Raw genomic sequence first — 23305 nt, forward strand, 5'->3', positions numbered from 1 at the left:
TCGGCCCGGGCCGTTCCCTGCGCTAGGCCCAGGACGAGCACAACGATGGCGAGGACGGCCCTGGCGCGACCGGCCCGACCGACGGTTCGGGCGGATACGTGTCTTGCGGTACGGAGCAGAGCTGACGGCAGGATTGACTGCACCGAGAACCTCCGGGAGCGCGCGGTCGGCGGGGTCGGGCGGTGTCAGGGACCGACCGGGCTGATTCGCAGGCCCAGGCCGGGATGGAGTACCGGTTGGCGGTAGGTGTACTGCAGCGCGACGGTGCCGTCGGCGTTCTCGATGCCGATGGTGGCGCCGCCGCCGAGCTCCAGGTAGGTGCCGTCGTTGTCGGCGTAGGCGAAGGAGTAGCCACCGGCCTCGCCGAAGATCACCTGGAAGGTGATCCGGGTGGTGGGATCCTCGTAGGAGTGCACGTCACGCCACTCGACGACAAACTGCCGGCTCGGCGCTGTTCCCCGGGTCGCGGTCCGCACGCTGGCGGTTTGGTCGACCACCCAGTCGTGCCAGAACGGGTAGACCGCCGCGTTCGGCTCCTCCGGGCTCTCCGGTGAGGGGATCGGCCAGGCATCGGGCGAGGGTTCACCGGGGTCGATCAACGAGACGAGTCCGTTGGTGTCCACCCACCCGGTGCCGTACGACTGGCCGTACAGCGTGACCGGGAACGGCAGATTAACCTGCCGGTACGCGTCGTCGCCGGTCAGCGGCAGCACGGTGGTGTCTGCCGGCACGTACGGCACCGCCTGCTCGGCCAGGAGGTAGCCGGCTCCGGCGGGAGTGGCCGCCACCGCGAAATCGAGCGTGACCTCCGTGTTAGTGCCGACCGTGGCCTGCCCGACCTGGGATCCACGGCAGGGCTGACCCGATGGCATGCTGGTGACGACCGCGTACGTACCGGCCGTGACGTCACCGACCTGGTACGTGCCGTCGGCGCCGGTCGTGGTGGACTGGCCAGCCACGGCAACGGTGGCGTCGGCGACGGGACTGCCCTGGCAGGTGACCGTGCCGGCGATCGTGCCGGTGCCGGGCGGGTTGGGCGCGAAGTGGACGCCCTGGCCGCTGGCCAGTACCTGCTCGTTGAAGGCGTACTGGAAGCCGATTGTTCCAGAGGCGTTCTCGATGCCCACGAGCGCGCCGGAGCCGCGCTCCCGCGAATTCGCGGCGTTGATGTCGGCGTAGGCGAAGGTGACCCCGCCGCCCTCGTTGAAGATCACCTCGAAGGTGACCCGTGCCGTCGGGTCGGCGGCGTGGTGTACGTTGCGCCACTCCACCACCCACTGCCGGTTCGGCGCGGAGCCGCTTACCCGGGTGGCGATCCGGGCCTGGGCGTCGACGACCCAGTCGTCCCACATGGGATAGACCGCCGCGTTGGGTACGCCCTCCGCCGTCGGCGACGGGATAGCGCTGGGTGTGTAGCCGATCCAGCCGAAGTACATCGGATCACGGAAGGTGATCAGGCCGTTGGCGCTGATCCACGCCGAGGTGTAGGTGTTGCCGTACAACTTCACAGGGAACGGCGGATTCTTCGGCCAGACCGTGTCGGCCCCGGACCAGTCCTCGACGACATTGCCGGAAATGAACGCCTGTGCCCCGGTGGTGCACTTGTAACCGAACTCGTCCCCGTCGACCATGACCGAGAGATCCACGTCCGACACCCCGCCGGTGTGGCTGACGGACTCCGCGGCATGCTGGCCCGCGCAACGGTTGTCCCCCGTCGACACCTGCACCGAGTATTCGCCGACCGGCAGCGAGGTGAACTGGTAACCACCGTCCGCGCCCGTCGTGGCGGTCGCGCCGCCGGGGCTCAACGTCACGGTCCGCCCGGCCAGCGGCGTGGAGGTGACCGCTGTGGTCACCGTGCCGCTGATCGTGCCGGCCGGGGCCGGGGTATAGGTGATGGACGAGTTCGGCGTGAGCGCGGCCTCGTGGTGCGAGTACTGGGCGGCGACCCTGCCCGATGCGCTCTCGATTCCGACGGTGGCAGCCCCGCCGTGCTTCCACGGGGTGTCCATGGCGCCGTAGTGGAAGACGATCCGGCCGTCCTCGTGGAATGCCACCTCGAATGTCACCCGGTCAGGCGCGAAGTCGTAGATCAACACGTTCCGCCACTCGATGACGAGCGATCGGTTGGGCGCAGTTCCGGACACCTGGGTACGGATGCTGGCCTGACCGTCGATCACGAGGTCATCCCAGAACGGCGCCACCACGGCGTTCGGCGCCGAGGTGTTCGGCATGCTCAGGTTGTTCCAGAGGTTGGTTCCCACCGTCGGGCCGAAGCTCACCAAGCCGTTGGTGTGGACGAAACCGGACGAGTAACTGCGGCCATGCATCATGACCGGGAACGGCAGGGTGATCGGGGCGGTGGCGTCGTCGCCGGTCAGGTTGAACACGGTCGACGCCGCCACGTACCCGGACGCGCCTACCGAGCAGGCATAGCCCAGCTGGCCGTAGTCCGGCCCGAGCCGTAGATTCTGCACGACGTCCGCAGTCAGTTCCACCTGGACGGCGGCGACCGTGGGGCACCGGGTACCCACGCTCGCGGCGACGGTGTAGCTATCCGCCACCAGGTCGTCGAACCGCCAGGCCCCGCCGGCACCGGTCGTCGCCGCCAGGCCCGATGGGTCGAGCCGGACCGTGGCTCCGACCACCGGCGCACCGGCGGCGTTGACCAGCGAACCCGACAGGTCGTAGACCTCAATGGGGCTGCCCGCCTCCGGGTGGTCGAACACCACCGCCTGACCGCTCGCGAGTACCGCCTCACCTGCGGAGTACCGCAGGCCGTCCTCGCCGGCCGGCGCCTCGATCCCGACCGCCGCCTGCGCACCGCGCTCGGCCTCGTTGTCCAAGCCGTCGTAGTTGGTTGTCACTGTGCCGTCCGCGGCCAGGATGACCTCGAACGACAGCCGCTGCGCCGCCGACGCCTTGCGGTGCACGTTGCGCCATTCGATCACGAAGCGCATGTCCGGCCCGGTACCGGTGGTCGCGGTCCGCACGCTCGCCGCCGCGTCCACCACCAGGTCGTCCCAGAAGGGCGCCACCAGGGCGTTCGGTGCGGCGGGTGCCGGCAGCTCCGTGCCGGTGTACGGATGCGAGCCGCCCGGGTCGGTGAACGACACCAGTCCGTTCGTGTCGAGCCAGGCCGACCGGTAGGTCTGGCCGTAGAACGGGAACGCGAACGGCAGTCCCACCTGGGCGACCGCGTTGTCTCCGGTCAGCGTCACTACCGTCTGGTCGGCTGCCTGGAACGCAGTCGGCTGCGCCGCACAGGTGTAGCCCAGCCGGTCGGTCACCGGGGCCAGCATCAGATCCAGCATCGTCTCGCCGGCGATTTCGACGTTGTCGGCGACCGCCTCCAGGCCGCACACGCCGCCATACGTCGCCCGGACCGTGTGGACGCCGGCGTTGAAGCCGGTCACCGTGTACGAGCCGTCCGGGGCCACGACCGCCGAGCGCCCGGTCGAGCCGACGGTCACCACCGCTCCCGGCAACGGGGTGAACTCGGCGTCGGTGACGAACCCGGTCAGGGTCGCCGGTTGTGTCACAGTCAGCCGGGCCTGGGCCGCGACCGGGGACTGCCGGCCGTTGCCGTCGACGGCGACGGCGTAGATGCTGACGGTCCCGGCCGTCCCGGTCGGCAGGGCTACAGTCACCGGGCCTCCGGCGGCTGCGGGAGTGGCCGTCTGGTTCAGGGTGTCGGAACCGATGCTGTACCGGTACGACGAGATGTTGGTGTCGTCGCCGGACCCGATGATCGCGGTGGCAGTGCCGCCGACCGGCGCCGTGTCACCGGGAAGCAGGGTGATCGTCGGCAGCAGCGGCAGTGGTAATGGCAGCAGTTCGGACGAATTCACGACGTAGTTGTAGAACCGCAGGTCGTCGACGGCGCCGGTGAAATAGCCGTCGGCTGTGCCGTTCCACATCCGTCTGCCGATGGTGAGTGGTCCGCTCGTGTTGAAGGTGCTCGGTGTCGTGGCGGTGGTCGTCTGGAGCGTGCCGTTGACGTAGAGCCGGACCTGTCTGTTGGCCGCGTCGTAGACACCGGCCAGATGGGTCCAGCGCCCGGCGACGGGTGCCGCGTCGGAGGATGCGTGATAGAGCCCGCTGTCGTCCAGGTCGGCGGTGCTGACGCTGAACCGCCATCTGTTGGTGTCTGCGCTGTAGCCGAGCATGAATGGGGATTGACGGGTGGCGTCGGCGGCGACTGCGGTACGGAAACCGGTCACGCCGGTCGTACTCGGCGCCCGGACCCAGGCGGCGACGGTGTAGCTCGAGTCGGTCCGGACCGGCATCGACGCCTCGGTGACCGGATCTGTCGTTGACACCGGCCCGGTGGTCGAGCCGTGCGCGGCGCCGTTCAGTTCAACCGCGTACCCCACGCCGCCGCGCCCCGGGACGCGGCTCGCGTTCGCCGACAGTGTGAGCGTGTTGCCGTGTCCGCTGGCGTCCGTGGCGGGACCGCTGCCCTCGTCGAACGTCCAGGCGGCGGCGGGCCCCGCGCCGGCCCTTACCTTGAAGGTATAGAGGTAGGGGTCCGGCGAGTACCACCCTGCCCGGTCCTTGGTCCATACCCGCAGCGTGTGTACCCCGTCCCGAACCGGTCGATAGCTGACCGTCACGGGCTGCGAGCCGGATGCGGAGATTTGGTTCGCCGCCGACGGCTGCTGACCGCTGTCCAACGTCCAGGCGTAGCCGGCGACCTCGGCGTTCCCACTGGCTGGGGCCGCGATGGCAAACTCGCCGCCGATACCGACTCCGCCTTGCCCGGGCGTAGTCGGTGAGTCTGGCGGGTAGTCTGCCGAGGTCACCGAGGAGGGCTCCGCCGGCGGCGTCACGTCGACCGTGAACTCGCAGGTGGCGGACCAGGCTCCGGCGGTGCGCGGATCCAGCGTCTGAGCCTGCCACACGTAGCTCTGCCCATCGACAAGTCGGCTCGCCGGGATCGGCCTCGACACTGTCGTGTTGTTGCCGGCAGCCTGTGAGACCCGGTTCGAGGTAGTACGGCTCTGGCCCGCCTGCCACCAGTAGAACCAGGTGGTCAGCCCCTGGTCGTTGTCAGGGTCGGTTTGCTTGGCAGCGAGGGTCGGCGTCAACGTCCGAACGTAGGGACGGCTCGCGCCGGTCGCGCAGGCCTTCCCGTCCGACAGCCGGTTACTCGGCGCGACGGGTGCCGTGTTGTAGGTGATGGCCAGCTTCGGGGAAGCGTGGTTGAAGCGCTTCCACTGACTGAGCGTGCCCTCGCTGGCGGCACGCAACCCCACTGTCAGGGTCGACCAGTTGTTGGCTGCGGCTCGGGTCACCATCGCGGTCGCGTTGAACTCGACAGTGCCCGGACCAGCGCAGCCGTGCGCCGAACCGACCTTGCGATTCGCCGCACTCTGCGCCGTGTACTTGCCGTCCCAGTACGGCTGGTTATTCCACGTCGTGCCTGACGATATGCCTCCGGTAAGCCACAGTTTCGCGTTCGACTTGGGGTTACAGGTCCAGGAGTGCTTCTGCTCCACCCGGAACTTGGCATCGATGATCTGCTTGCCGCGGACCACGGAGGTGTTCATCGTAAACAACGACCGGACGATGTGGTCGGCGCATCCGGAGCAGTCCTCGGTGCGTCCCGCGCCAGCCGAGCCGTGTGTCGAGCCGTTGTTCAGCGCCGTCGAGTTCTTCCAGAACGAACTCGACTTGTGCTTGCTCCACACCGAGGTCCAGGCGTTACCCGAGATGTTGCCCGTCCAGGACGGGTCGATGTAGATCGGCAGCACGGTGTCTGGGGCGGTCAGCAAGTTCCGGTTCGGCGTGATCGTCAGGGTATTGCCGTCGACCCGGACTGGCATCACCGCGGTGCCTACTCCATTCCGGGGCTCGTCGTCCTCGCTCGGAGTCCGCGCCGCTGCACCCCGGGCCGGCTTGGTCTTCGGTTGGGACCGATCGCCGATTTCGTCGGGAGCCGGCTCGACCGTTGACGATCCGTCGGTCCTGGAGGAGTCCCACATCAGAGGGGCCGGCGCCGCGAACACCGTGCGCCCTGCGGCGTCCACGGCGACGAGGCCGCCTCCTTCGGCTGTCGAGACCGCGACCCCCTTGGTCGACAGGCCGAATCGGAGCGACGTCAAATTGGGGTTCGTCGCGGCATCCCGGGTACGAACGACCAACAGCTCGCTGAACCCCTGCGCGTGTGCGGTGACTCGAAGGTCCACGCCGGGCAGTACCTCGGGGTAGGTCGCCGTGTCACCCCTGACCACCGGCACGGGGAGTGCGGCGGGCCAGGTCATACCCAGCTCTCGACCTTGATGGGTCAGGCGGGCCAGATGCCCAACCCCGCCGGCGGAGAACACCATCGGCAGCACCGTCGCCCGGGGAACGACACCTCGTTCGGTCACCTTCAGCGTCGTGTCGACCGGTACCCAGGAGCCGCCCTTGCGTACTCGTACCGGTTCGATGCTCTCCTCGACAGTCCGGGAGCCATCGACGTTCAGGTAGTTCTGGGAGAATTCCGTCCGTTCCGACAGGACCTCCACCCGCCGGTTGCACATCTCCACCATCGCCCGGGCGGCCGCGAAGTCCGGTTGAGCGTCCGTGCATGAGGGTGTCGGCGCGGGCGTCCGTGCCGTGGCGGGTGCTGCCGGAACCACCAGTATCGAACCGATCAGCGCGGCGACTGAGAGCGCGATCGGTACGAAACGGCTCCGACGTACAACGTTCCCCGACCCACGACGTATACGATCGCCGGACATGCAGCCTCCCCCGAAGACTACGGAAAGTAGTGATCAGGTCACATCATATTGGCGGCGTCCATCGATATCTAGAATCGAAAGATCTTGATGCAGACATACTTGTCCACATTGGTGGGATACCAAAAGCGATGGCAGCGTCACCTTCAGGTGGGACATGTCCGTATGTATAGTGTGATTCGGCCTCTCACCAGGTGATGAAGGTCACATCACCGACGCGGCGGGCGATCGGGCGGTGGTGATCAGGGCTTCGAACTGCAGGTGCCTCCAGTCCGAGGGTCGGTGACTTGGCCGGCACGGTGGGTCGGCGGACGTAGTCGGCTGGCGAGCGCTCGAGATGGCGTCGATGACGCAGCCCCGGTAGAACCAACCACGATCGACAGCCGGCGGGACACCGTTGAGGGCTGGTACCGGCGTACGTCTTGCAGCCAGCGCACGTACCGAGGGAGTGCTGGGAAACCCAGATGACAGGGGTTGCGGAATCGTGAATCTTGGTGCGATGGCAAGCGCGGACGACATGAGCCACGCCGAGAACTGGGCGGGCGGGTTCTACGAACTGATGCTGGCCCTCGGCCCAACCGACGACGCCAGGTTCGACCGAGCCATGAGGTCTCTGTGGCGGGCCGCCGGTGTCCGCGAGTGCCGCGTAGGGCCCGGACTGGTCGAGCCGGTACGTACGGCGCACCAGGCAGTTGCGATCCTCGCCTGGCGCGAGCACCGGGCGCAGCATCCCTCCAGGCTCGCAAGAACCACCCCGAAGCCACGCAGTTGCGATCCGCGCACGGCGGGCGCAGCAGACACTGAATCCGCATCGATCAAAGACCTAGATTTTCAACAACCTCCGACAGTTCTGGATTGAGACGGCGCTGTCGGCGGCTGTTGGGCCCCGGCTATCACCCGCCGGGGATGTCCCTCTCGGGGACAGGCGTCGAGCGGGTAACCCGGCGACCGATCCGTACGTAGCGATACGGGCCGGCACCGCCGTACTACACGGTTTTGCGCCCCACATTTCGGCCCAGGCATCCCGGACAGCCCGAGGAGCAGAAACAATCCCTGGTCAGAGGCGATTTCTTCGGACGCTTCAACACTGGTCGCCGAGGCGTAGTGTGGGGCGCTGCGTGCCCATGGCTGTGACCACAAGATCACAGAGAATCGGCGCCAGTCGATGACTGATGCCGATTCACCTGCACAAACACAAGGTGGAGCCGAGGGGACTCGAACCCCTGACCCCCACACTGCCAGTGTGGTGCGCTACCAGCTGCGCCACGGCCCCTTGCTTTACTGCCTGCCCGGTCTCCCGGGCACCCGCGCAATAGTACACACCCTCGCGGCCCGGGTCATCCGAGGGGCTGCCGTGCCGGTCCGGGTCAGTTGAGCAGTACGTCCGGCGGGAAGTGCGCGACCGCCGCCATGATCCCGCCCTGCCGGCGGAGCACCATCGGCCACAGGTCGTCGGGGCGCTCCATGAACGCGTCGCCGGGCAGCGCGTCCAGGACGAACCACGAGCCCCGGGCGACCTCCTCCTCGACCTGCCCCGGGGACCAGCCCGAATAGCCGGCGAAGACGCGTATCCCGGTGACGGAATCCCGGAGCCGGTCCGGGTCGACCGAGAGGTCCACCGTGCCGACCGCCCCGGTGACCTGGTGGATGCCCTTCACCCGCTGGGTCGGGGTACGCATCCGGGCCAGGCAGATCGCCGACTCCGGCTGCACCGGACCGCCCTCGAAGAGCACCGCCGGGTCCCGGGCCAGTCCGCCCCAGGCGCCGAGCACCTCGGAGACCGGTACCTCGGTGGCCCGGTTGAGCACCACCCCGAGTGCGCCGCCCGCCTCGTGGGCGACCAGCAGCACCACGGTCCGGTCGAAGTTCGGGTCCTTCAGCGCAGGGGTCGCGACCAGCAACTGCCCGGTCATCGACTCCATCGACCGTCCCCCGATCGCCTGCCCCTCGCCGAACACGCCAGCCACCGCTACTCGGCCGGCCCGAGGACCAGGAACCACTCCCCGGACCGCCGCCGCGTCTCGTCGTCGGTCACCACGACCCGGCCCTTCACCGGCCTCGCCGGATCCACAGGATCGATGGTGATCCTGCGCGCAGTAAACGCCATGCCACGCACCATAGCTTGCGGCACTGGTGCTGGTTAAGGTCTGTAGGGCTAGTCCACAGAGCGCTTTGACGACAATTGGCAGCCCGGACTAGAGCTGAGCAGGAGAGGCGGGGGCATGGGTCCGCAGGCGGAACTCGCGGTGATCGGCGGATCCGGGCTCTACGCCCTGCTTGAGGAGGCCACCGAGCACCGGGTCGAGACGCCGTACGGGCCGCCGTCCGATCCGATCACGGTGGCGCAGGTGGCGGGTCGTACCGTCGCCTTCCTGCCTCGGCACGGACGCGACCACCGGTTTCCACCGCATCTGATTCCCTACCGGGCGAACCTGTGGGCGTTGCGGTCGCTCGGCGTACGCCAGATTCTCGCCCCCTGCGCGGTCGGCGGCCTGCGGCCGGAACTCGGCCCGGGGACGTTCGTGATTCCGGACCAGCTCATCGACCGGACGAGTGGCCGTGCACAGACCTACTACGACCGGGGCGCGGTGCACGTCTCGTTCGCCGACCCGTACTGCCCGCGGGGACGGGACACCGTGCTGGCCGCCACGGCCGCGCATGGGATCGAGGCGCAGGACGGCGGCACGATGGTGGTGGTGGAGGGGCCCCGGTTCTCCACCCGGGCCGAGTCGCGCTGGTTCTCCACGATCGGTGGCGCGGTCATCAACATGACCGGGCACCCGGAGGCGGTACTCGCCCGCGAGCTGGCGCTCTGCTACACCGCCGTTGCGCTGGTCACCGATCTCGACGCCGGAGTGGAGGGTGGGCACGCGGTGACCCAGGAGGAGGTGTTCCGGGTCTTCGGCGAGAACACCGCGCGGCTGCGCGAGGTGTTGCTCGACGCGGTCGGCCGGCTCTCCAGCGACCGCGACTGCCCGTGCCCGCACAGCCTCGACGGCATCAAGTTGCCGATCGACCTGCCCTGAGCGCCGGCCAGCCGCCGCTCGGCCAGCGAGGCGAGCCGTACCCGGACCCACGCAGCCGACAGACTCGGCGCCAGCAGGCCACCGGTCGACCTGCCCTGCGCACGGGCGCGGCCGATGCGGAAGTCCGGTCAGGTCTCCCCGCCGATGTCCGTCTGGTACGCCTCGTAGACCAGGTCCGCGCCGCGCTGCCGGTGCCGGGACAGCTCCCGGAGCAGATCGGTGGCCCGGTTCCGGAGTTCGGTCACGCCGATCTCCGGCAGGTCGACCCGACGTTGCAGGGCGGCCATCGTGGCGACCACCGCCGCGTGTTCCCGGATCAGCACGTATACGCCCCGGGCCAGTCGCGGCGCATGGTCCAGCAGTTCGGCGTAGAGCCCGTCGGGTCCCTCGGTACTCACCACGTGCTCGGCGAAGGCGCCCCGCAGTCCACCCAGGCTGGACTGGACCCGGGGTCGCCAGCCGGGATCCCGGGCCGGCGCGGCGATCGCCTGCTCGAGGACGTGGATCTCGCCCAGCAGTACGGCCCGGCGCCGTCGGGCCGCCCGTAACGTCGTCGACCCGGTCGGCGTTGCCGGCGACGGCGGCGCGGACGGCACGGAGATCGATAGTTGGTGCTGGTTCGGGTCGGTCGGCATGACCACCTCCCGCAGAGCGGCACCTACCGGAAACGTAACCCGATGGTGCGGCCCACCGTGCACCGCTGTCGACCCTTACGATCCGGCTCATTTGTCCCGTACGTCCCACCGGACGCAGTGGCCCCACCAGCCACGGCGACGGCTGCGAGTCCGTCGGGACGGTCAGACGTGCAGACGGCGGCGCCCCGGTCCTTCCGGACCGGGGCGCCGCTGATGTCGTGGAGGTGCCGGGAATCGAACCCGGGTCCTTCGTCGCCTTGCCAGGGCTTCTCCGAGCGCAGCTCGCTATGCCTCTACTCGGCCCCTCCGATCACGCGAGCGAGTCGGTGTGACGGGCCCAGTCGCTGATTAATCTCGCCGCACGGACCCCGCGACCGGGTCCGGTTGGCCAGCCTCCTAGCTGATGCCGGCTAACTGGGTCGAAGGCACTCCCAGGCCGACAGACTTGCTACCCGCCTCAGGCGGCGAGAGCGAAGTCAGCGCGATTCTGCTTGGCGCTTATTAGTTTCCGACGAACGATTCTCGAGACGACGTCGGCTTCCTCGGCTCGCTTCCCCTGCCTCAACGTACGAAGTCGAAACCAGTCACCCCCTGTGTCCCACTGGTCCGGACGCGGACCGGTGGAGTTTCCGCACCGCCTCTCGGCGGCTACCCCAAGCCTAACGCCTCGCCCCGCCGACTTCATTCCAGATACCGCCCCGCCACACCGCTCGAACCGGACGACTCGGCGGTAACGTGCGTCACAACCGTCCCAGATGCGGACTCCGGGGTGCACGACCGGCGCCGCCGGACGGCCGGATCAGCCGGTCAGCCCATGCCCTTGCCACGCCGGCCGGCGATCCGGGAGATCTCCCGTTCGGCGTCCCGCTTGGCCAGATCCTGCCGCTTGTCGTACGACTTCTTGCCCTTGGCCAGGCCGATCTCGACCTTGGCCCAGCCGTCGGAGAAGTAGACCGAGAGCGGCACCAGGGTCAGGCCGCTCTCCTTCAGCTTGCCGATCAGCCGGCTGATCTCCTGGCGGTTCAGCAGCAGTTTCCGGGTACGCCGGGGTTCGTGGTTGGTCCACGTCCCCTGGGCGTACTCCGGGATGTGCATGCCGTGCAGGTAGATCTCGCCGTCCCGCTCCTGGGCGAAGGCGTCGACCAGGGACGCCCGGCCGGCGCGCAGCGACTTGACCTCGGTGCCGGTCAGCGCCATCCCCGCCTCGTAGGTGTCGAGGATGGCGTAGTCGTGCCGCGCCTTGCGGTTGGAGGCGACGACCTTCCGCCCCTTCTCCCGTGGCATCGGCACACACCCCTTCCTCGTCGTACCCGTGGACAACCGCGCAATGCTACCTCGTGACACAGGGCCCCTGGCTCGCGCTTTTCACGCGCGCCAGGGGCCCTGGGGTTGATCGACAGCCGCGACCGCGGCGGAGAGCTAGACCCTCAGGTAGAACCGCAGCGTCACCCAGGCGGTGACCGCGCTGACCAGGCCACCGACCCCGGCCATGAACGGGAACATCAGCAGCACCGTGCTCCACTCGATCGGCGTGAGCAGGTCGGTCAGGTCCCGCAGCGAGCCGTCGAGCAGGAAGATCTTGCCCAGCACGAGCGCGCCGAACCCGATGATCGCGCCGAGCAGGCCGGCCACCACGGCCTCCAGCACGAACGGTGCCTGGATGAACCAGTTGGAGGCACCGACCAGCTTCATCACCGCGACCTCACGCCGCTTGCTGTAGGCGGCCACCTGGATCGTGTTCGCGACCAGCAGCAGCGCGGCGATCGCCATCACCGAGGCCGAGACCAGCGCCATGTTCTGGATCGCGCCGAGGATGTTGAAGATCTGTTCGAGCAGCCGGCGCTGGTCGATGATGTCGTCGATGCCCTCGCGGCCCTTGTATGTGTCGAAGATCTTCTGGTACTGCTCCGGGTCGACGAGGTTGACCCGGAACGACTCGGGAAGCTTGTCCGCCTGCACCGCCTTGACCAGGTCGGGTGAATCCGCGAACAGCTTCTGGAAGCGCTCGTACGCCTCCTGCTTGGACTCGTACTTGACCTCCCGGACGAGCGGGTCGCCCTCCAGGTCGGTCTGCAACTGGGTGCGCTGCTCCTCCGTCACGCCCGCGACGAGGAAGATCGACACCTCGATGTCCTTGTAGTACGCGTCTTTCATGGCGTCGACCTGGAGGTACATCAGGCCGCTCGCGCCGAGCATGGTGAGTGAGACCGCCATCGTGATGATCATCGCGATGGTCATGGTCACGTTGCGCCACAGCCCGACCAACACCTCGGACAGGACGTATTTCAAGCGCATCGGGGGGTTCCTTCCGGATCTCCGCAGGAGTCGTTCGTCGTCGATTCAGGGCCGGTGCCGGGCGGGACCGAGGGCTGGCCGCGGCGGCACGACGGGGCAGGTCAGCCGTAGACGCCCCGGGCCTGGTCACGCACGATGCGACCACTCTCGATCTCGATGACGCGACGGCGCATCTGGTTGACGATGTTGGAGTCGTGGGTGACCATCACGACCGTGGTACCGGTGCGGTTGATCCGGTCCAGCAGGCGCATGATCTCGATCGAGGTGTCCGGGTCGAGGTTTCCGGTCGGCTCGTCGGCCAGCAGGATCAGCGGCCGGTTGACGAAGGCCCGTGCCACCGCGACGCGCTGCTGCTCACCGCCGGAGAGTTCGTGCGGGTAGCGGTGTTCCTTGCCACCGAGCCCGACCAGCTCCAGCACCTCGGGCACGACCCGGCGGGCGACCGCCTTGGTCTTGCCGATGACCTCGAGGGCGAACGCGACGTTCTCGTACGCGGTGCGGTTGGGCAGCAGCCGGAAGTCCTGGAAGACGCAGCCGATCGAGCGCCGGAAGTTCGGGATCTTCCAGGAGCGCATCGAGGTGACGTCCTTGTTGTTGACCATGACCCGACCCTTGTTCGGGGTCACCTCGTGCAGCAGCAGCTTGATGATTGTCGACTTGCCGGAACCGGAGGGACCGATGAAGAAGACGAACTCACCCTTCTCGATCGAGACCGACACGCTGTCGAGCGATGGCCGGGACGCCTTCGGGTACGTCTTCGTCACTTGCTCAAGCTGAATCACGGGTGGTGAGTCTACGCGTCGTAACGAAAAGGCCAAGCCCGGAGCCCGGCCTGTCCGGCCGACATTTATCGTGAAACTGCACTGCGTCCGGCGTCCCTCACACCCCGCACATGGAAACGATCACCGATGTCGACGCACCGCAGCGATGTGGACGCAAGCCGTGTTCACGCGGCGTCACCGGCGAGCTGGCGCTGCTTGCGCCACCGGATGCCGGCCTCGATAAATCCGTCCAAATCACCGTCGAACACCGAAGCCGGGTTGCCGGTCTCCTGCTCCGTACGCAGATCCTTCACCATCTGATACGGGTGCAGGACGTACGACCGCATCTGGTCCCCCCACGACCCGGCCGCGTCGGTCTTCAGGCCCTCCAGTTTGGCCTGCTCCTCCTGGCGCTTCCGCTCCAGCAGCCGGGCCTGGAGCACGCGCAGCGCGGACGCCTTGTTCTGGAGTTGGGACTTCTCGTTCTGACAGGTGACCACGATGCCGGTCGGGATGTGTGTGATCCGCACCGCCGAGTCCGTGGTGTTCACGCTCTGTCCACCCGGCCCTGACGAACGGTAGACGTCGACCCGCAGCTCGTTCTCCGGAATGTCGATATGGTCCGTCTGTTCGGTGACTGGCAGCACCTCGACCCCGGCGAAGCTGGTCTGCCGGCGCCCCTGGTTGTCGAACGGGCTGATCCGGACCAGCCGGTGCGTGCCGGCCTCGACACTGAGCGTCCCGTACGCGTACGGGACCTTGACCGCGAAGGTGGCGGACTTCAGGCCCGCCTCCTCGGCGTACGACGTCTCGTAGACCTCGGTCGGGTAGCCGTGCCGCTCGGCCCAGCGCAGGTACATCCGGAGCAGCATCTCGGCGAAGTCGGCCGCGTCCACGCCACCGGCGCCCGCCCGGATCGCCACCAGCGCCTCCCGGGAGTCGTACTCCCCGGACAGCAGGGTGCGAACCTCCATCTCCTGGATGGCCTTGGTCAGCCCGCCGATCTCCGTGGCGACCTCGCCGAGCACGCCCGCGTCGGCCTCCGCCTCGGCGAGTTCCAGCAGCACCCGGGCGTCGTCGAGCCGACCGCGCAGGCTCTCCAGCTTGGCGATCTCCCCGTTGACGTACGAAAGCTTGGAGGTCACGTCCTGCGCGCGGGCCTGGTCGTCCCACAGGTCCGGCGCGGAGGCCGCCTCCTCCAGTTCCGCCTTGGCCTGACGCAAACGATCGACATCGAGGACGGCCTCGATGTTGCGGAGCGTAGCGTCAAGATCCTTGAGTTGGTCGGCGTATTCGGCAGCGGTCACGACAGTCAAGAGTACTGGTCGTCCGCGGGACCGGGTCGTCGCCGGCAGCGAAGCGCTTCGGCGCGTCCGCCGGGCGTCACCCGGACCGGCCGGCCGGGCCGGATCCGGGTCAGACCGGGGCGCTCTTCAGCCAGGACAGGGCAGCCTTGTGGTACGCCACCGCGAACTCCAGGGCGGCGGCACCGTACGAGTCACCGGCCTTCTTGGCGTCCCGGGCCTGCTCCCGGGCTGCCGCGAGCGCCTCGGTGTGGTACTCGTTGGCGCTGCTCACCAGGGTGCGCAACTGGGTGGCCGAGTGCTGCGGGCCGAAGGCCACCCGGAGTGCGGTCGGGTTACGTACCGTGTCCCGCCCCGGCGTCTCGGTGAGCCAGCGGGAGAACGTCCGTTTCCCGGCCGCGGTGATCGCGTACGGCTGGCTGGACCGGGGGCCGGGCTTGCCGAGCCGGACCAGTCCCTGCTCGGCCAACGCCGGCAACTCCCGGTAGACCTGGCTCCGGGTCATCGACCAGTACGGCGCCAAACGCCGCTCGGCGGCGGCCATCAGCTGGCCGCCTGTCATCGGTCCTTCGTGGAGCAGCCCGAGCAGGGCTGCCGCGGTGGGATTGATTGCAACATCCGCCATGCCCTCCACGCTGCCACTTTGCCGGCGCCGCGTCCAGGATTTGGCACTATCCGCTGGTTCGTCGTCTCCATTGTGCACTGTTCTGGGACGACAGTCGGATGAGGACGATCGATGAATCGGGGCTCGCCGGGCACGGCGGAGCCGACCCACCCGACGGGCGCGTACCGCCCCGGCGGCCCGTCCCGGGCGCCACCCCGGCGGCCGCACCGCGCGGGTCCGATCACCGTTGGTGGTCGGGCCGTCAACTCCGGCGGTCCGGCGGGATCCGGTACCCCTGGAGCCCGCTCCCGCGCGCTGCCCGGTCGACAGCCAGCCGCACCTTGGGCGGGGCAAGTGTCAATTGCGGAGGTTAGTCAACTTTCATCGCTTATGTGGGCTTTTGCCGCAAGGCGCTTTCTGGCCGTCCACTCCACCGATGGGTGGCTCACCGACCGGCACAGGGCAGGCACCCGCACCGGTCCGGGCCGTCGAGGCTGGACAGCATCCTGCCGTACGCCTGGCCGTTCCTCGCCGGGGGCGGGCGGTTCGGCGAACGGGGGCAGGTCGGCTCCGGTCCGGACCGCTCCAGCCGGGTATCGGGCTCGCCGGGCGGCGTCGTACCCGGCTCCTCGGGACCGACCAGCGGATCCTGGCCGCTCTCCGGCGCGTCCGGGTCCCCGGGCGTCGGAGTGTCGCCGGGTACCGGGACCGTCCCGCTCGGTGCCGGCTCGCCGTCGACCGCCCCGGTCGGACCGGCCGACGGCACCCCGTGGCCGGTACGCGTCGGCCCGGCACCGGACGTCGGCGGCAGGCTGCCGGCCGGCGACCCGGCACCCTCCGGCGCCGATCCGACCAGACTCGGTGCGACGGGGACGGCTCCCCGGTGCCGATCGGGCACCGTCCCCGCACCGGTCGGCAGGGCGGCCAGCACTGCGGCGGTGACGATCGCACCGGCACCCACCAGCACGGCCGCGGCGGGTGACCGGCGGCGCCGGCCGAGACCCGGCACCGCCGGCGGGTCGGGCGACGCCGCAGTGTCGGCCGAACCGGACCAGCCCCGTCCGGCGAGTACGGAAGTGTCCGGTTGGCAGGGGGCGCGGGCGGCGGCCGGGGCCGGCGAGCGGCCGACCGGGGCTGTCCCGGTGGCCGTGCCGGCGGCCCGGGGCCACCAGGTGACCTGGTTGGCGGCGGGCCGGGGCAGCGCGGCCAAGCCGTCCAGCGCCGGCTCCATGCCCCGTAGCCGGACGGCGGCCCGCGCCGCGTCGGGGCGGTCGGCCGGATCGGCCGCCAGGCAGTCCTCGACGAACTGCCAGACCACCGGCGGCAGGCCGGGCGGCGGTACGGGACGGCAGTGCCGGTGCCGGTCGAGTATCTCGGCCGGCGGCCCGCCCCGAAACGGGCTGCGCCCGCTGAACAGTTCGAAGAGCACGATGCCGAGCGCGTACACGTCGCTGGCCGGAGTGGGTGCGGCACCGTCGACCACCTCCGGGGCCACGTACTCGGGAGTGGCCTGGGTGTTCGGCCAGGCCGGTCCGGCACCCACCCGGCGGGCCGCGCCGAAGTCGACCAGCCGGACCAGGCCGCCGTCGGCCGGCACGACGAGGTTGCCCGGTTTGACGTCGCCGTGCACGATGTCCCGGCCGTGCAGGTAGGCCAGCGCACCGGCGAGTTGTGCCGCCACCTCGGCCGCGATCGCCGGCGGGACCGGTCCGGTGCGGCGCAGCCGCCGGCGCAGGTCCTCCCCCTCGACCAGCTCCATCACCAGCACCCGGTCCCGCCCCTGCCCCAGTACGTCGCGGGGGCGTACCAGGCACGGGTGGTCGAGGCCGACGACAATCTCCGTCTCGGCGACGAACGCGGTCACCAGGTCCGGCCGGCTCGCGGCCAGCGGGCGCAGCATCTTGACCGCCACCGGCTCGCCGTCGCGCAGGTCGACGGCCCGCCAGACGACCCCGGTCGCGCCGGTGGCGACCTCCCGGGTGAGCCGGTAGCGGCCGAACAGCACCGGATCCATCAGATGCCCTCCCCTGATCCCGGGTCGCCGTCCGTCCCACCGCCGCCGGTTGACGAACGGTCACCTTCCGCCGCCCGGGAGTGACGCTAGGTCGATCGGATCGGGTGGCGAGCCGGCACTGGCCGGGCTGGCACGAACCGGGGACGCCGGGCAGGACCGGCTGGCACGAACCCGGGACCCGACACCCGGCCGGACCCGCAACGGAACCCGGGCCCGGCGATGTGCCGGGCCCCGGGTGTCGGAGCAGGAACCGGAACGCGGCCCGATCCCCGTCGACCGCCGCCGGCCCGATCGGCCTGGAGCCGGGACGCGACGCCGAGACGCCGGAGTCGGGGAACGGGCGATCAACCCGAGACCGCCAGGCGTCAGGTACGGGCGATCAACCCGAGACCGCCAGGCGTCAGGAACGGAGGGTCAGCCCATGTGCGGGTAGCGGTGGTCGGTCGGCGGGGCGAAGGTCTCCTTCACGGTGCGCGGCGACATCCACCGGGCCAGGTTGTGCCAGGAGCCGGCCTTGTCGTTGGTACCACTCGCCCGGGCACCGCCGAACGGCTGCTGCCCGACCACCGCACCGGTCGGCTTGTCGTTGATGTAGAAGTTGCCGGCCGCGTACCGCAGGGTCTCGGTGGCCCAGTCGACCACTCGGCGGTCGGTCGCGAAGATCGAGCCGGTCAGGGCGTACGGGGCGACCGACTCGGCCTGCCGCACCGCCTCCTCGAACCGCGCGTCCTCGTAGACGTGCACCCCGAGGATCGGCCCGAAGTACTCGGTGGTGAACGACTTGTGCCCGGGGTCGTCGCACTCGAAGAGGGTCGGCCGGACGAACCAGCCGACGGAGTCGTCGGCGGTGCCGCCGGCCACGATCCGGCAGGCCGGGTCACCGGAGATCATGTCGAGTGCGGCGGTGTGCCGGGCGAACGCCTTGGCGTCGATCACCGCACCGCCGAAGTTGGTGAAGTCGGTGACGTCTCCGTACGCCAGCCCGTCGGCGGTGGCGGCCAGCCGGTCCCGCAGGCCGCCCTCCCAGAGCGAGCGGGGCACATACGCCCGGGACGCGGCCGAGCACTTCTGCCCCTGGTACTCGTACGCCCCGCGGATCAGCGCGGTGTGCAGTGCGTCCACGTCGGCACTCGGGTGCGCGACCACGAAGTCCTTGCCACCGGTCTCGCCGACCAGCCGGGGGTAGCCCCGGTAGTTCGCGATGTTCTCGCCGACGCCCTGCCACAGCTTCTGGAACACCTTCGTCGACCCGGTGAAGTGGATGCCGGCCAGGTCGGGGTCGGCGAGGGTGACCTCCGAGACCGCGATGCCGTCCCCGGTGACCATGTTGATCACGCCGGGCGGCAGGCCGGCCGCCTCGAAGAGCCGCATGGTGAAGTGCGCCGCGAGCTGCTGGGTCGGTGCCGGCTTCCAGACCACCGTGTTGCCGACCAGCGCGGGCGCGGCCGGCAGGTTGCCGGCGATCGCGGTGAAGTTGAACGGCGTGACGGCGTAGACGAAGCCCTCCAGCGGCCGGTGGTCGAACCGGTTCCACACCCCGCTCGACGACAGCGGCTGCTCGGCAAGGAGCTTGCGGGCGAAGGCGACGTTGAAGCGCAGGAAGTCGATCAGCTCACAGGCGGAGTCGATCTCGGCCTGGATCGCCGTCTTGGACTGGCCGAGCATCGTCGCCGCGTTCAGGGTGTCTCGCCAGGGTCCGGCGAGCAGGTCGGCGGCCCGGAGGAAAACGGCGGCACGGTCAGCAAAGGACAAATCACGCCACATCGGGGCGGCTTGCTTCGCAGCCGTCACCGCCGCCTGCGCATCCGCGTTGGTTGCGTTGTGGGTGACCCCCAGCACATGCTGGTGCCGGTGCGGCGCTACGACGTCGATCGCGGCACCCGCGCCCATCCGTTGCGTACCGCCGATCGTCATCGGCAGTTCGAGCCGAACGGCGGCCAGCTCGCCGAGCCGGCGTTGCAGGCTGGCCCGCTCGGCGCTGCCGGGCGCGTAGTCGCGGACCGGCTCGTTGCGCGGCTCGGGTACGGAGAGAACGGCGTCCATGGGATTCTCCTGGGCGATCTCGACAGCGACGGCGAAACCGGACCCGCTGGTGCCGACCGGTCGGCCGGACACCTCGACCCCGTGCCCCGGGGGATGCCGGGAGTACGGGGGCGGGACCTGCGCCAATCCTTACATGGTTACCGCCACCGACCCGCTCGCCGGTGGGCGACCACGGCGGCGGCCGTACCGGACCATCACCCGTCCGGTACTTCCCGGGCAGCGCCGCCCGCCGCAGAGGTTCGTTCCGTCCCGTCGGTACCGGCACCGGGCCACCACCCCGACGGGCCCGCGTACGCTGAAGGACCGTCGACTGGGCCACGCCACCGCAGCCCCGTCGCCGCCACGGCCGGCCACCTGCTGAAGGGGAGATGATGACGAAAGAGTCCGGCACGACCGCGACCTCGGCTCCCGACCAACCGGTCGAGCCGGAGGCGCCGGTGACGGCCGCCCCGTCCCTGGTGCCGGCGCCCGGCGCGGTCGTCCTCGCGCTGCTCGCCCTGGGCTGGCTGGCCGCGATGCTCTGGTCGGCGAAGGCCGAGATCTCCTCCTCCGGCATCACCTCGATGGCGATCACCTCGGCCGCGTACGCCCTGCCCGGGGTGATCTCGGCGAGCCTGGTCAGCGGTGCCGCGGTCAGCCTGGTCCTGGGAAACCTGATGACCCGGCTCGGGGTGTGGCGCAGCACTCCCCGATTCCTCGTGTCGCTGGTCGCCGGCCTCGCCACCGGCTTCCTCTCGGCTCTGGTGGTGACGCTCAGCTACGGCGGGGGTCCGGCGATCATGGTCCTCGCCGGCACCACCGCGGCGGCCGCCACGGTCGGCGGGATCGCCGGAGGGCTGCGCAACACGCTGGTGGTGGCCGCCGTGGTCGCCGCCGGGCTGGCGGTCTTCGCGGTCGGCTTCGCGCTGAGCTACTTCCAGGACCCGGTGCTCAACCTCTACGGCTCCGGCGACACCCAGGCATCGCAGCTCACCGCCTTCCGCTGGTTCTCCCGGACCTCCTCGCTGGCCAGCGGGCTGGCCGCCGGGCTGCTGGCATTCTGCTACCTGCGGATCGCCGGACGGCGAGCCGTCGAGCGGGCCACCGGCCCGGTGCCGCCACCGCGCTGGCCGGCGTACCTGATCGCCGGCGCCGGGCCGGGCCTGCTGCTGCTCACCGCCGAGGTGCTGACCCGGACGGCCGGGGCCGAGGTGCTCCGGCTGGCCGGAGCGGTCAGCGAGGCGGACCGGGCCGCGCAGAGCCTGCTCGGCGGCTCCCGGATCAACCACGCTCTGCTGGTGCTCTTCCTCGGCTCGCTCACCGCGATCATCGCCTTCGGCCGTACGCTCCGGCCGGCCGAGGAGGCGACCGGTACGCCACCCGGCCCGCGGGACTCCGACCAGGACGGCGCCGAGGGCGACCAGCCGGCGGACCGGGTCGAGGACGACGCTCCGGACAGAGACCCGACGGCGGAGTCTGCCGGACCGGGCACGCCGGCCACGGACGGCGCCGACGCCGACGAAGACGGGAACGACCGCGAGCCGGCGGACCGTCCGGAGCCGGTCGCCGGCCGCTGACCCACCCCCGCCCAGACTCGCGGCCGGGGCGGCCTGAGTTATCGATGGCGACCGGCGTTACCAGGCTCGGTCAGCCGGTGGCGCCGGAGAGCGAGTCGAGTTCCGAGGGGTCGTACCACTCCAGCTCGTGGTCCTCGGCGCTGTCCACCGTGAACTGCGCGTCCGGGTCGCCGGCCAGTGCCTGCTCGACCACGTCGACGGCAGCCTCGACGTCGTCGGTCGCGTCGACACCGTCCACGTGGATCGCGGCGACCGCGTCGATCCCGATCCGTCCGCCCAGCCGTACGGTGCTGGAGCCGAGTTCGGGGTCGCCCCGGTGCACCGCCCCGGGCGGCAGGTCCACGGCGACGACGACCCGGCGCCGGGCCGCCCCGGGATCGGCCCGGAGCAGTCGCAGCGCCTCCTGGGCGGCCCGGGTGAAGGCGACGTACTCCAGCTCCTCCTCGTCGCCCTCGGCGTACCACTCGCGCAGTTCGGGGGTGACCGCGTGCCCCTGGGCCGTCATGAACCAGCCCTCCTGGCGCAACTCGGCGAGCATCGGCAGGGTGGCCGGGACGTACACCCGGACGAGCTGCTCTGGCACGTAGGTCTCCCCCGCTCGACGCCGGCCCGCGACGGCGCCCGGTCCGGGCTGCGGCGTCGCTCCGTTCACCCGCGACGGTAGTACACCGACGGCGCGCCGAGCGGCAGCGGACCCCGGATCGGGTCGGGTCGCGCCGCTCAGGGCGACCGCACCTCGGCGGTCAGCGGGGCGACGGCCCCAGGTCACCAGGTCGGCCCCGGCCACCCGGACCGGGCAGCCCTCCCGGATCCAGTACTCGATGCCGCCGATCATCTCCTTGACCTGGTAGCCCCGGCTGCTCACTACTCCAGTCCGGTGCCGGGCGGGACCTGACGGCGGAGGCGACGACACCGCAGTCGGTGGCAAACTAAGGCAGCCACCGACTACCGGGAGTTCTCCGTGGAACCCAGGTTCCTGCTCTTGTCCGACGTCGCCGCCGAGCTGAACGTCTCGGACTCGCAGGTCTACCACATGGTGCGCAGCGGCGAACTGCCGGCGATCAAGATCGGCGGCCGGGGCCAGTGGCGGGTGGAGCGCGCCCGCCTGGAGGAGTACATCCAGCGCAAGTACGCCGAGACGGCCGAGTGGGTGGCCGGCAATCCGCTGGTGGAGCGTCTCCCCGAGTAGTCGCCGTACCGCTTCCCACAGCGGATGTCAGACCGCTCGGCTAACGTCCGTTCCGACCGGTCACCCACTCCTTTCCGAGCCGCCTCGATGTGGCGGAGACCTCGTCGCGCCCACGGCCCGATGGCCCGTCGCCGCACCTCCACCGCCGTTCTCCACGCCTGGGGCCGGGCCGCCCGTCCCCGGACCGGACACAGTCTCCGGTCTCGGGGCGGTAGGGCAGGCAGCGGCGTCCGCGACCGGCCCACCAATCGGCGTGGAGTCATTGACGACGGGCAGTGGATCGGCTAGAAATTAGCCTGTCGGAGGCAAACGAAAGCAAACGCAAGATCAAGAAGGGAGTGAGGATGCCCCTCGCCCGCACCCGGCCGCCTGTCCGGCCCACCGTGCGCCTGCGCCCCGTGCCGCCCCTTGATCCGCCCTTCGACGACGAATGCGTCCCGGAGACCTGGGTCGAACTGGCACGCTCGCCCGGGGCCGTCCCGCCCGCCGTCGAACGGTTCCGGTCGGCCGTCGCCGAGCGCTCCCACCCCGGCCGGAGCGCCCGCCCGGCCGCCGTGCCGACGAGCCCGATCCGACCCACCGAACGGCCGGCCACCCCAGGTGTCCGGCCCGGTCCTAACACCTCCCGGGTCACCGCTCCCCCGGATCCAGGCACCTCCCGGGCCACCGCTCTACCGGATCAGGGCACCTCCCAGGCAGCCGCCGGTCCGCTGGTCGCGGACGCCGTGGCCGGCGCCACGCCCGAGGCGAAGCGGGCGGCCAAGCGGTTCCTGGACACCTGCCTGGAGATCGTCAACGGCTACCGGCCGGCCTGGCACGTACGGGCCCTCGCCAGTCCGCCCGACGCCGCCGGCATGGTCGCGCAACTCGCCTCCGCCACGAGCCGGGTCTGCGGCCGGCGCCGGCCCGGCCAGCCGGTCCACACCGTACGGCTGCGCCGGCTGAGGGTCTGTGAACCGCGTCCCGGGGTCGTCGAGGCGGCCGCTGTGGTCGGCGTCGCCGGGCGTACCTGGGCGATGGCGTTCCGGATCGAACGGCGCCGGGGAAGCTGGGTCGGCACCGCTGTCGCCCTGCTCTGACCGGGCCAGGCTGCACCGCGACCGTCTCGTCGGCTGGCCAGCCCGCCGAGTCGGGCACCGGTCCCGGGAGGCGG

General features: G+C 70.2%; 15 protein-coding genes, 1 tRNA gene, 1 other RNA gene and 1 pseudogene. 4 read left to right on the forward strand and 14 right to left on the reverse strand.

All coding sequences use genetic code 11. The features are described 5' to 3' along the window. Positions 1 to 185: 185 nt before the first annotated feature. The 4 genes from ACQEVC_RS02565 to ACQEVC_RS02580 all read right to left on the reverse strand — a co-directional run bounded on the left by ACQEVC_RS02565 (position 186) and on the right by ACQEVC_RS02580 (position 8832). Entirely contained in the window at positions 186 to 6512 is a 6327-nt protein-coding gene (locus ACQEVC_RS02565) for a carboxypeptidase regulatory-like domain-containing protein (protein ID WP_432872976.1), read from the reverse strand. 1413 nt (positions 6513 to 7925) lie between these two features. Continuing rightward, positions 7926 to 7998 (reverse strand) — tRNA-Ala (locus tag ACQEVC_RS02570). A gap of 94 nt (positions 7999 to 8092) precedes the next feature. Continuing rightward, complete coding sequence (locus ACQEVC_RS02575) at positions 8093 to 8683, reverse strand: YqgE/AlgH family protein (RefSeq protein ID WP_318402109.1); 591 nt, start codon at positions 8681 to 8683, stop codon at positions 8093 to 8095. Positions 8684 to 8694: 11 nt separating this feature from the next. Beyond that, the gene (locus tag ACQEVC_RS02580; protein ID WP_346260070.1) at positions 8695 to 8832 is read right to left on the reverse strand and encodes a hypothetical protein; all 138 of its coding nucleotides are present in this window, start codon (positions 8830 to 8832) and stop codon (positions 8695 to 8697) included. Between the two features lie 115 nt (positions 8833 to 8947). Here ACQEVC_RS02580 and ACQEVC_RS02585 point away from each other — a divergent pair, with 115 nt between their 5' ends. Then, positions 8948 to 9751, forward strand: coding sequence for an S-methyl-5'-thioadenosine phosphorylase (locus ACQEVC_RS02585; RefSeq protein ID WP_432872978.1), 804 nt, complete (start codon positions 8948 to 8950; stop codon positions 9749 to 9751). Between the two features lie 128 nt (positions 9752 to 9879). Here ACQEVC_RS02585 and ACQEVC_RS02590 read toward each other — a convergent pair whose 3' ends face one another. From ACQEVC_RS02590 to pruA, 9 genes are all read right to left on the reverse strand, one after another. Continuing rightward, positions 9880 to 10386, reverse strand: coding sequence for a hypothetical protein (locus tag ACQEVC_RS02590; RefSeq protein WP_432872980.1), 507 nt, complete (start codon positions 10384 to 10386; stop codon positions 9880 to 9882). Between the two features lie 216 nt (positions 10387 to 10602). Further along, positions 10603 to 10978: a transfer-messenger RNA gene (gene ssrA / locus ACQEVC_RS02595) on the reverse strand. A gap of 215 nt (positions 10979 to 11193) precedes the next feature. Then, on the reverse strand, positions 11194 to 11670 hold the full coding sequence (smpB, locus tag ACQEVC_RS02600; protein WP_318402069.1) for an SsrA-binding protein SmpB: 477 nt from the start codon (positions 11668 to 11670) through the stop codon (positions 11194 to 11196). Positions 11671 to 11805: 135 nt separating this feature from the next. Next, entirely contained in the window at positions 11806 to 12681 is an 876-nt protein-coding gene (gene ftsX / locus ACQEVC_RS02605; RefSeq protein ID WP_318402067.1) for a permease-like cell division protein FtsX, read from the reverse strand. 101 nt (positions 12682 to 12782) lie between these two features. Beyond that, positions 12783 to 13463, reverse strand: coding sequence for a cell division ATP-binding protein FtsE (gene ftsE / locus ACQEVC_RS02610; RefSeq protein ID WP_101369892.1), 681 nt, complete (start codon positions 13461 to 13463; stop codon positions 12783 to 12785). A 164-nt stretch (positions 13464 to 13627) separates the two neighbouring features. After that, on the reverse strand, positions 13628 to 14749 hold the full coding sequence (gene prfB / locus ACQEVC_RS02615) for a peptide chain release factor 2 (RefSeq protein WP_432872985.1): 1122 nt from the start codon (positions 14747 to 14749) through the stop codon (positions 13628 to 13630). Positions 14750 to 14858: 109 nt separating this feature from the next. Then, the gene (locus ACQEVC_RS02620; RefSeq protein ID WP_346260076.1) at positions 14859 to 15371 is read right to left on the reverse strand and encodes a PadR family transcriptional regulator; all 513 of its coding nucleotides are present in this window, start codon (positions 15369 to 15371) and stop codon (positions 14859 to 14861) included. 424 nt (positions 15372 to 15795) lie between these two features. Beyond that, on the reverse strand, positions 15796 to 17364 hold the full coding sequence (locus ACQEVC_RS02625) for a protein kinase domain-containing protein (RefSeq protein WP_432872987.1): 1569 nt from the start codon (positions 17362 to 17364) through the stop codon (positions 15796 to 15798). Positions 17365 to 17778: 414 nt separating this feature from the next. Further along, positions 17779 to 19407: an L-glutamate gamma-semialdehyde dehydrogenase gene (pruA, locus tag ACQEVC_RS02630; RefSeq protein WP_432872989.1), complete on the reverse strand. Its 1629-nt coding sequence runs from the start codon at positions 19405 to 19407 to the stop codon at positions 17779 to 17781. A gap of 371 nt (positions 19408 to 19778) precedes the next feature. Here pruA and ACQEVC_RS02635 point away from each other — a divergent pair. Beyond that, a pseudogene (locus tag ACQEVC_RS02635) lies at positions 19779 to 20786 on the forward strand (hypothetical protein); the annotation flags it as partial. 247 nt (positions 20787 to 21033) lie between these two features. Here the strand turns inward: ACQEVC_RS02635 and ACQEVC_RS02640 are convergent. Then, the gene (locus ACQEVC_RS02640) at positions 21034 to 21546 is read right to left on the reverse strand and encodes a DUF6912 family protein (protein ID WP_432890967.1); all 513 of its coding nucleotides are present in this window, start codon (positions 21544 to 21546) and stop codon (positions 21034 to 21036) included. Between the two features lie 378 nt (positions 21547 to 21924). Between ACQEVC_RS02640 and ACQEVC_RS02645 the strand changes: the two genes are divergently transcribed. Further along, positions 21925 to 22152, forward strand: a complete 228-nt coding sequence (locus tag ACQEVC_RS02645; RefSeq protein WP_318402053.1) for a helix-turn-helix transcriptional regulator — start codon at positions 21925 to 21927, stop codon at positions 22150 to 22152. 344 nt (positions 22153 to 22496) lie between these two features. Further along, positions 22497 to 23231 (forward strand): Rv3235 family protein, encoded by a 735-nt coding sequence (locus ACQEVC_RS02650; protein ID WP_432872992.1) that lies wholly within the window; start codon positions 22497 to 22499, stop codon positions 23229 to 23231. Positions 23232 to 23305 lie beyond the last annotated feature (74 nt).

Origin of the sequence: Plantactinospora sp. CA-294935, from assembly GCF_050936445.1 — a bacterium.
In the GTDB taxonomy this organism is placed as follows: Bacteria; Actinomycetota; Actinomycetes; order Mycobacteriales; family Micromonosporaceae; genus Plantactinospora.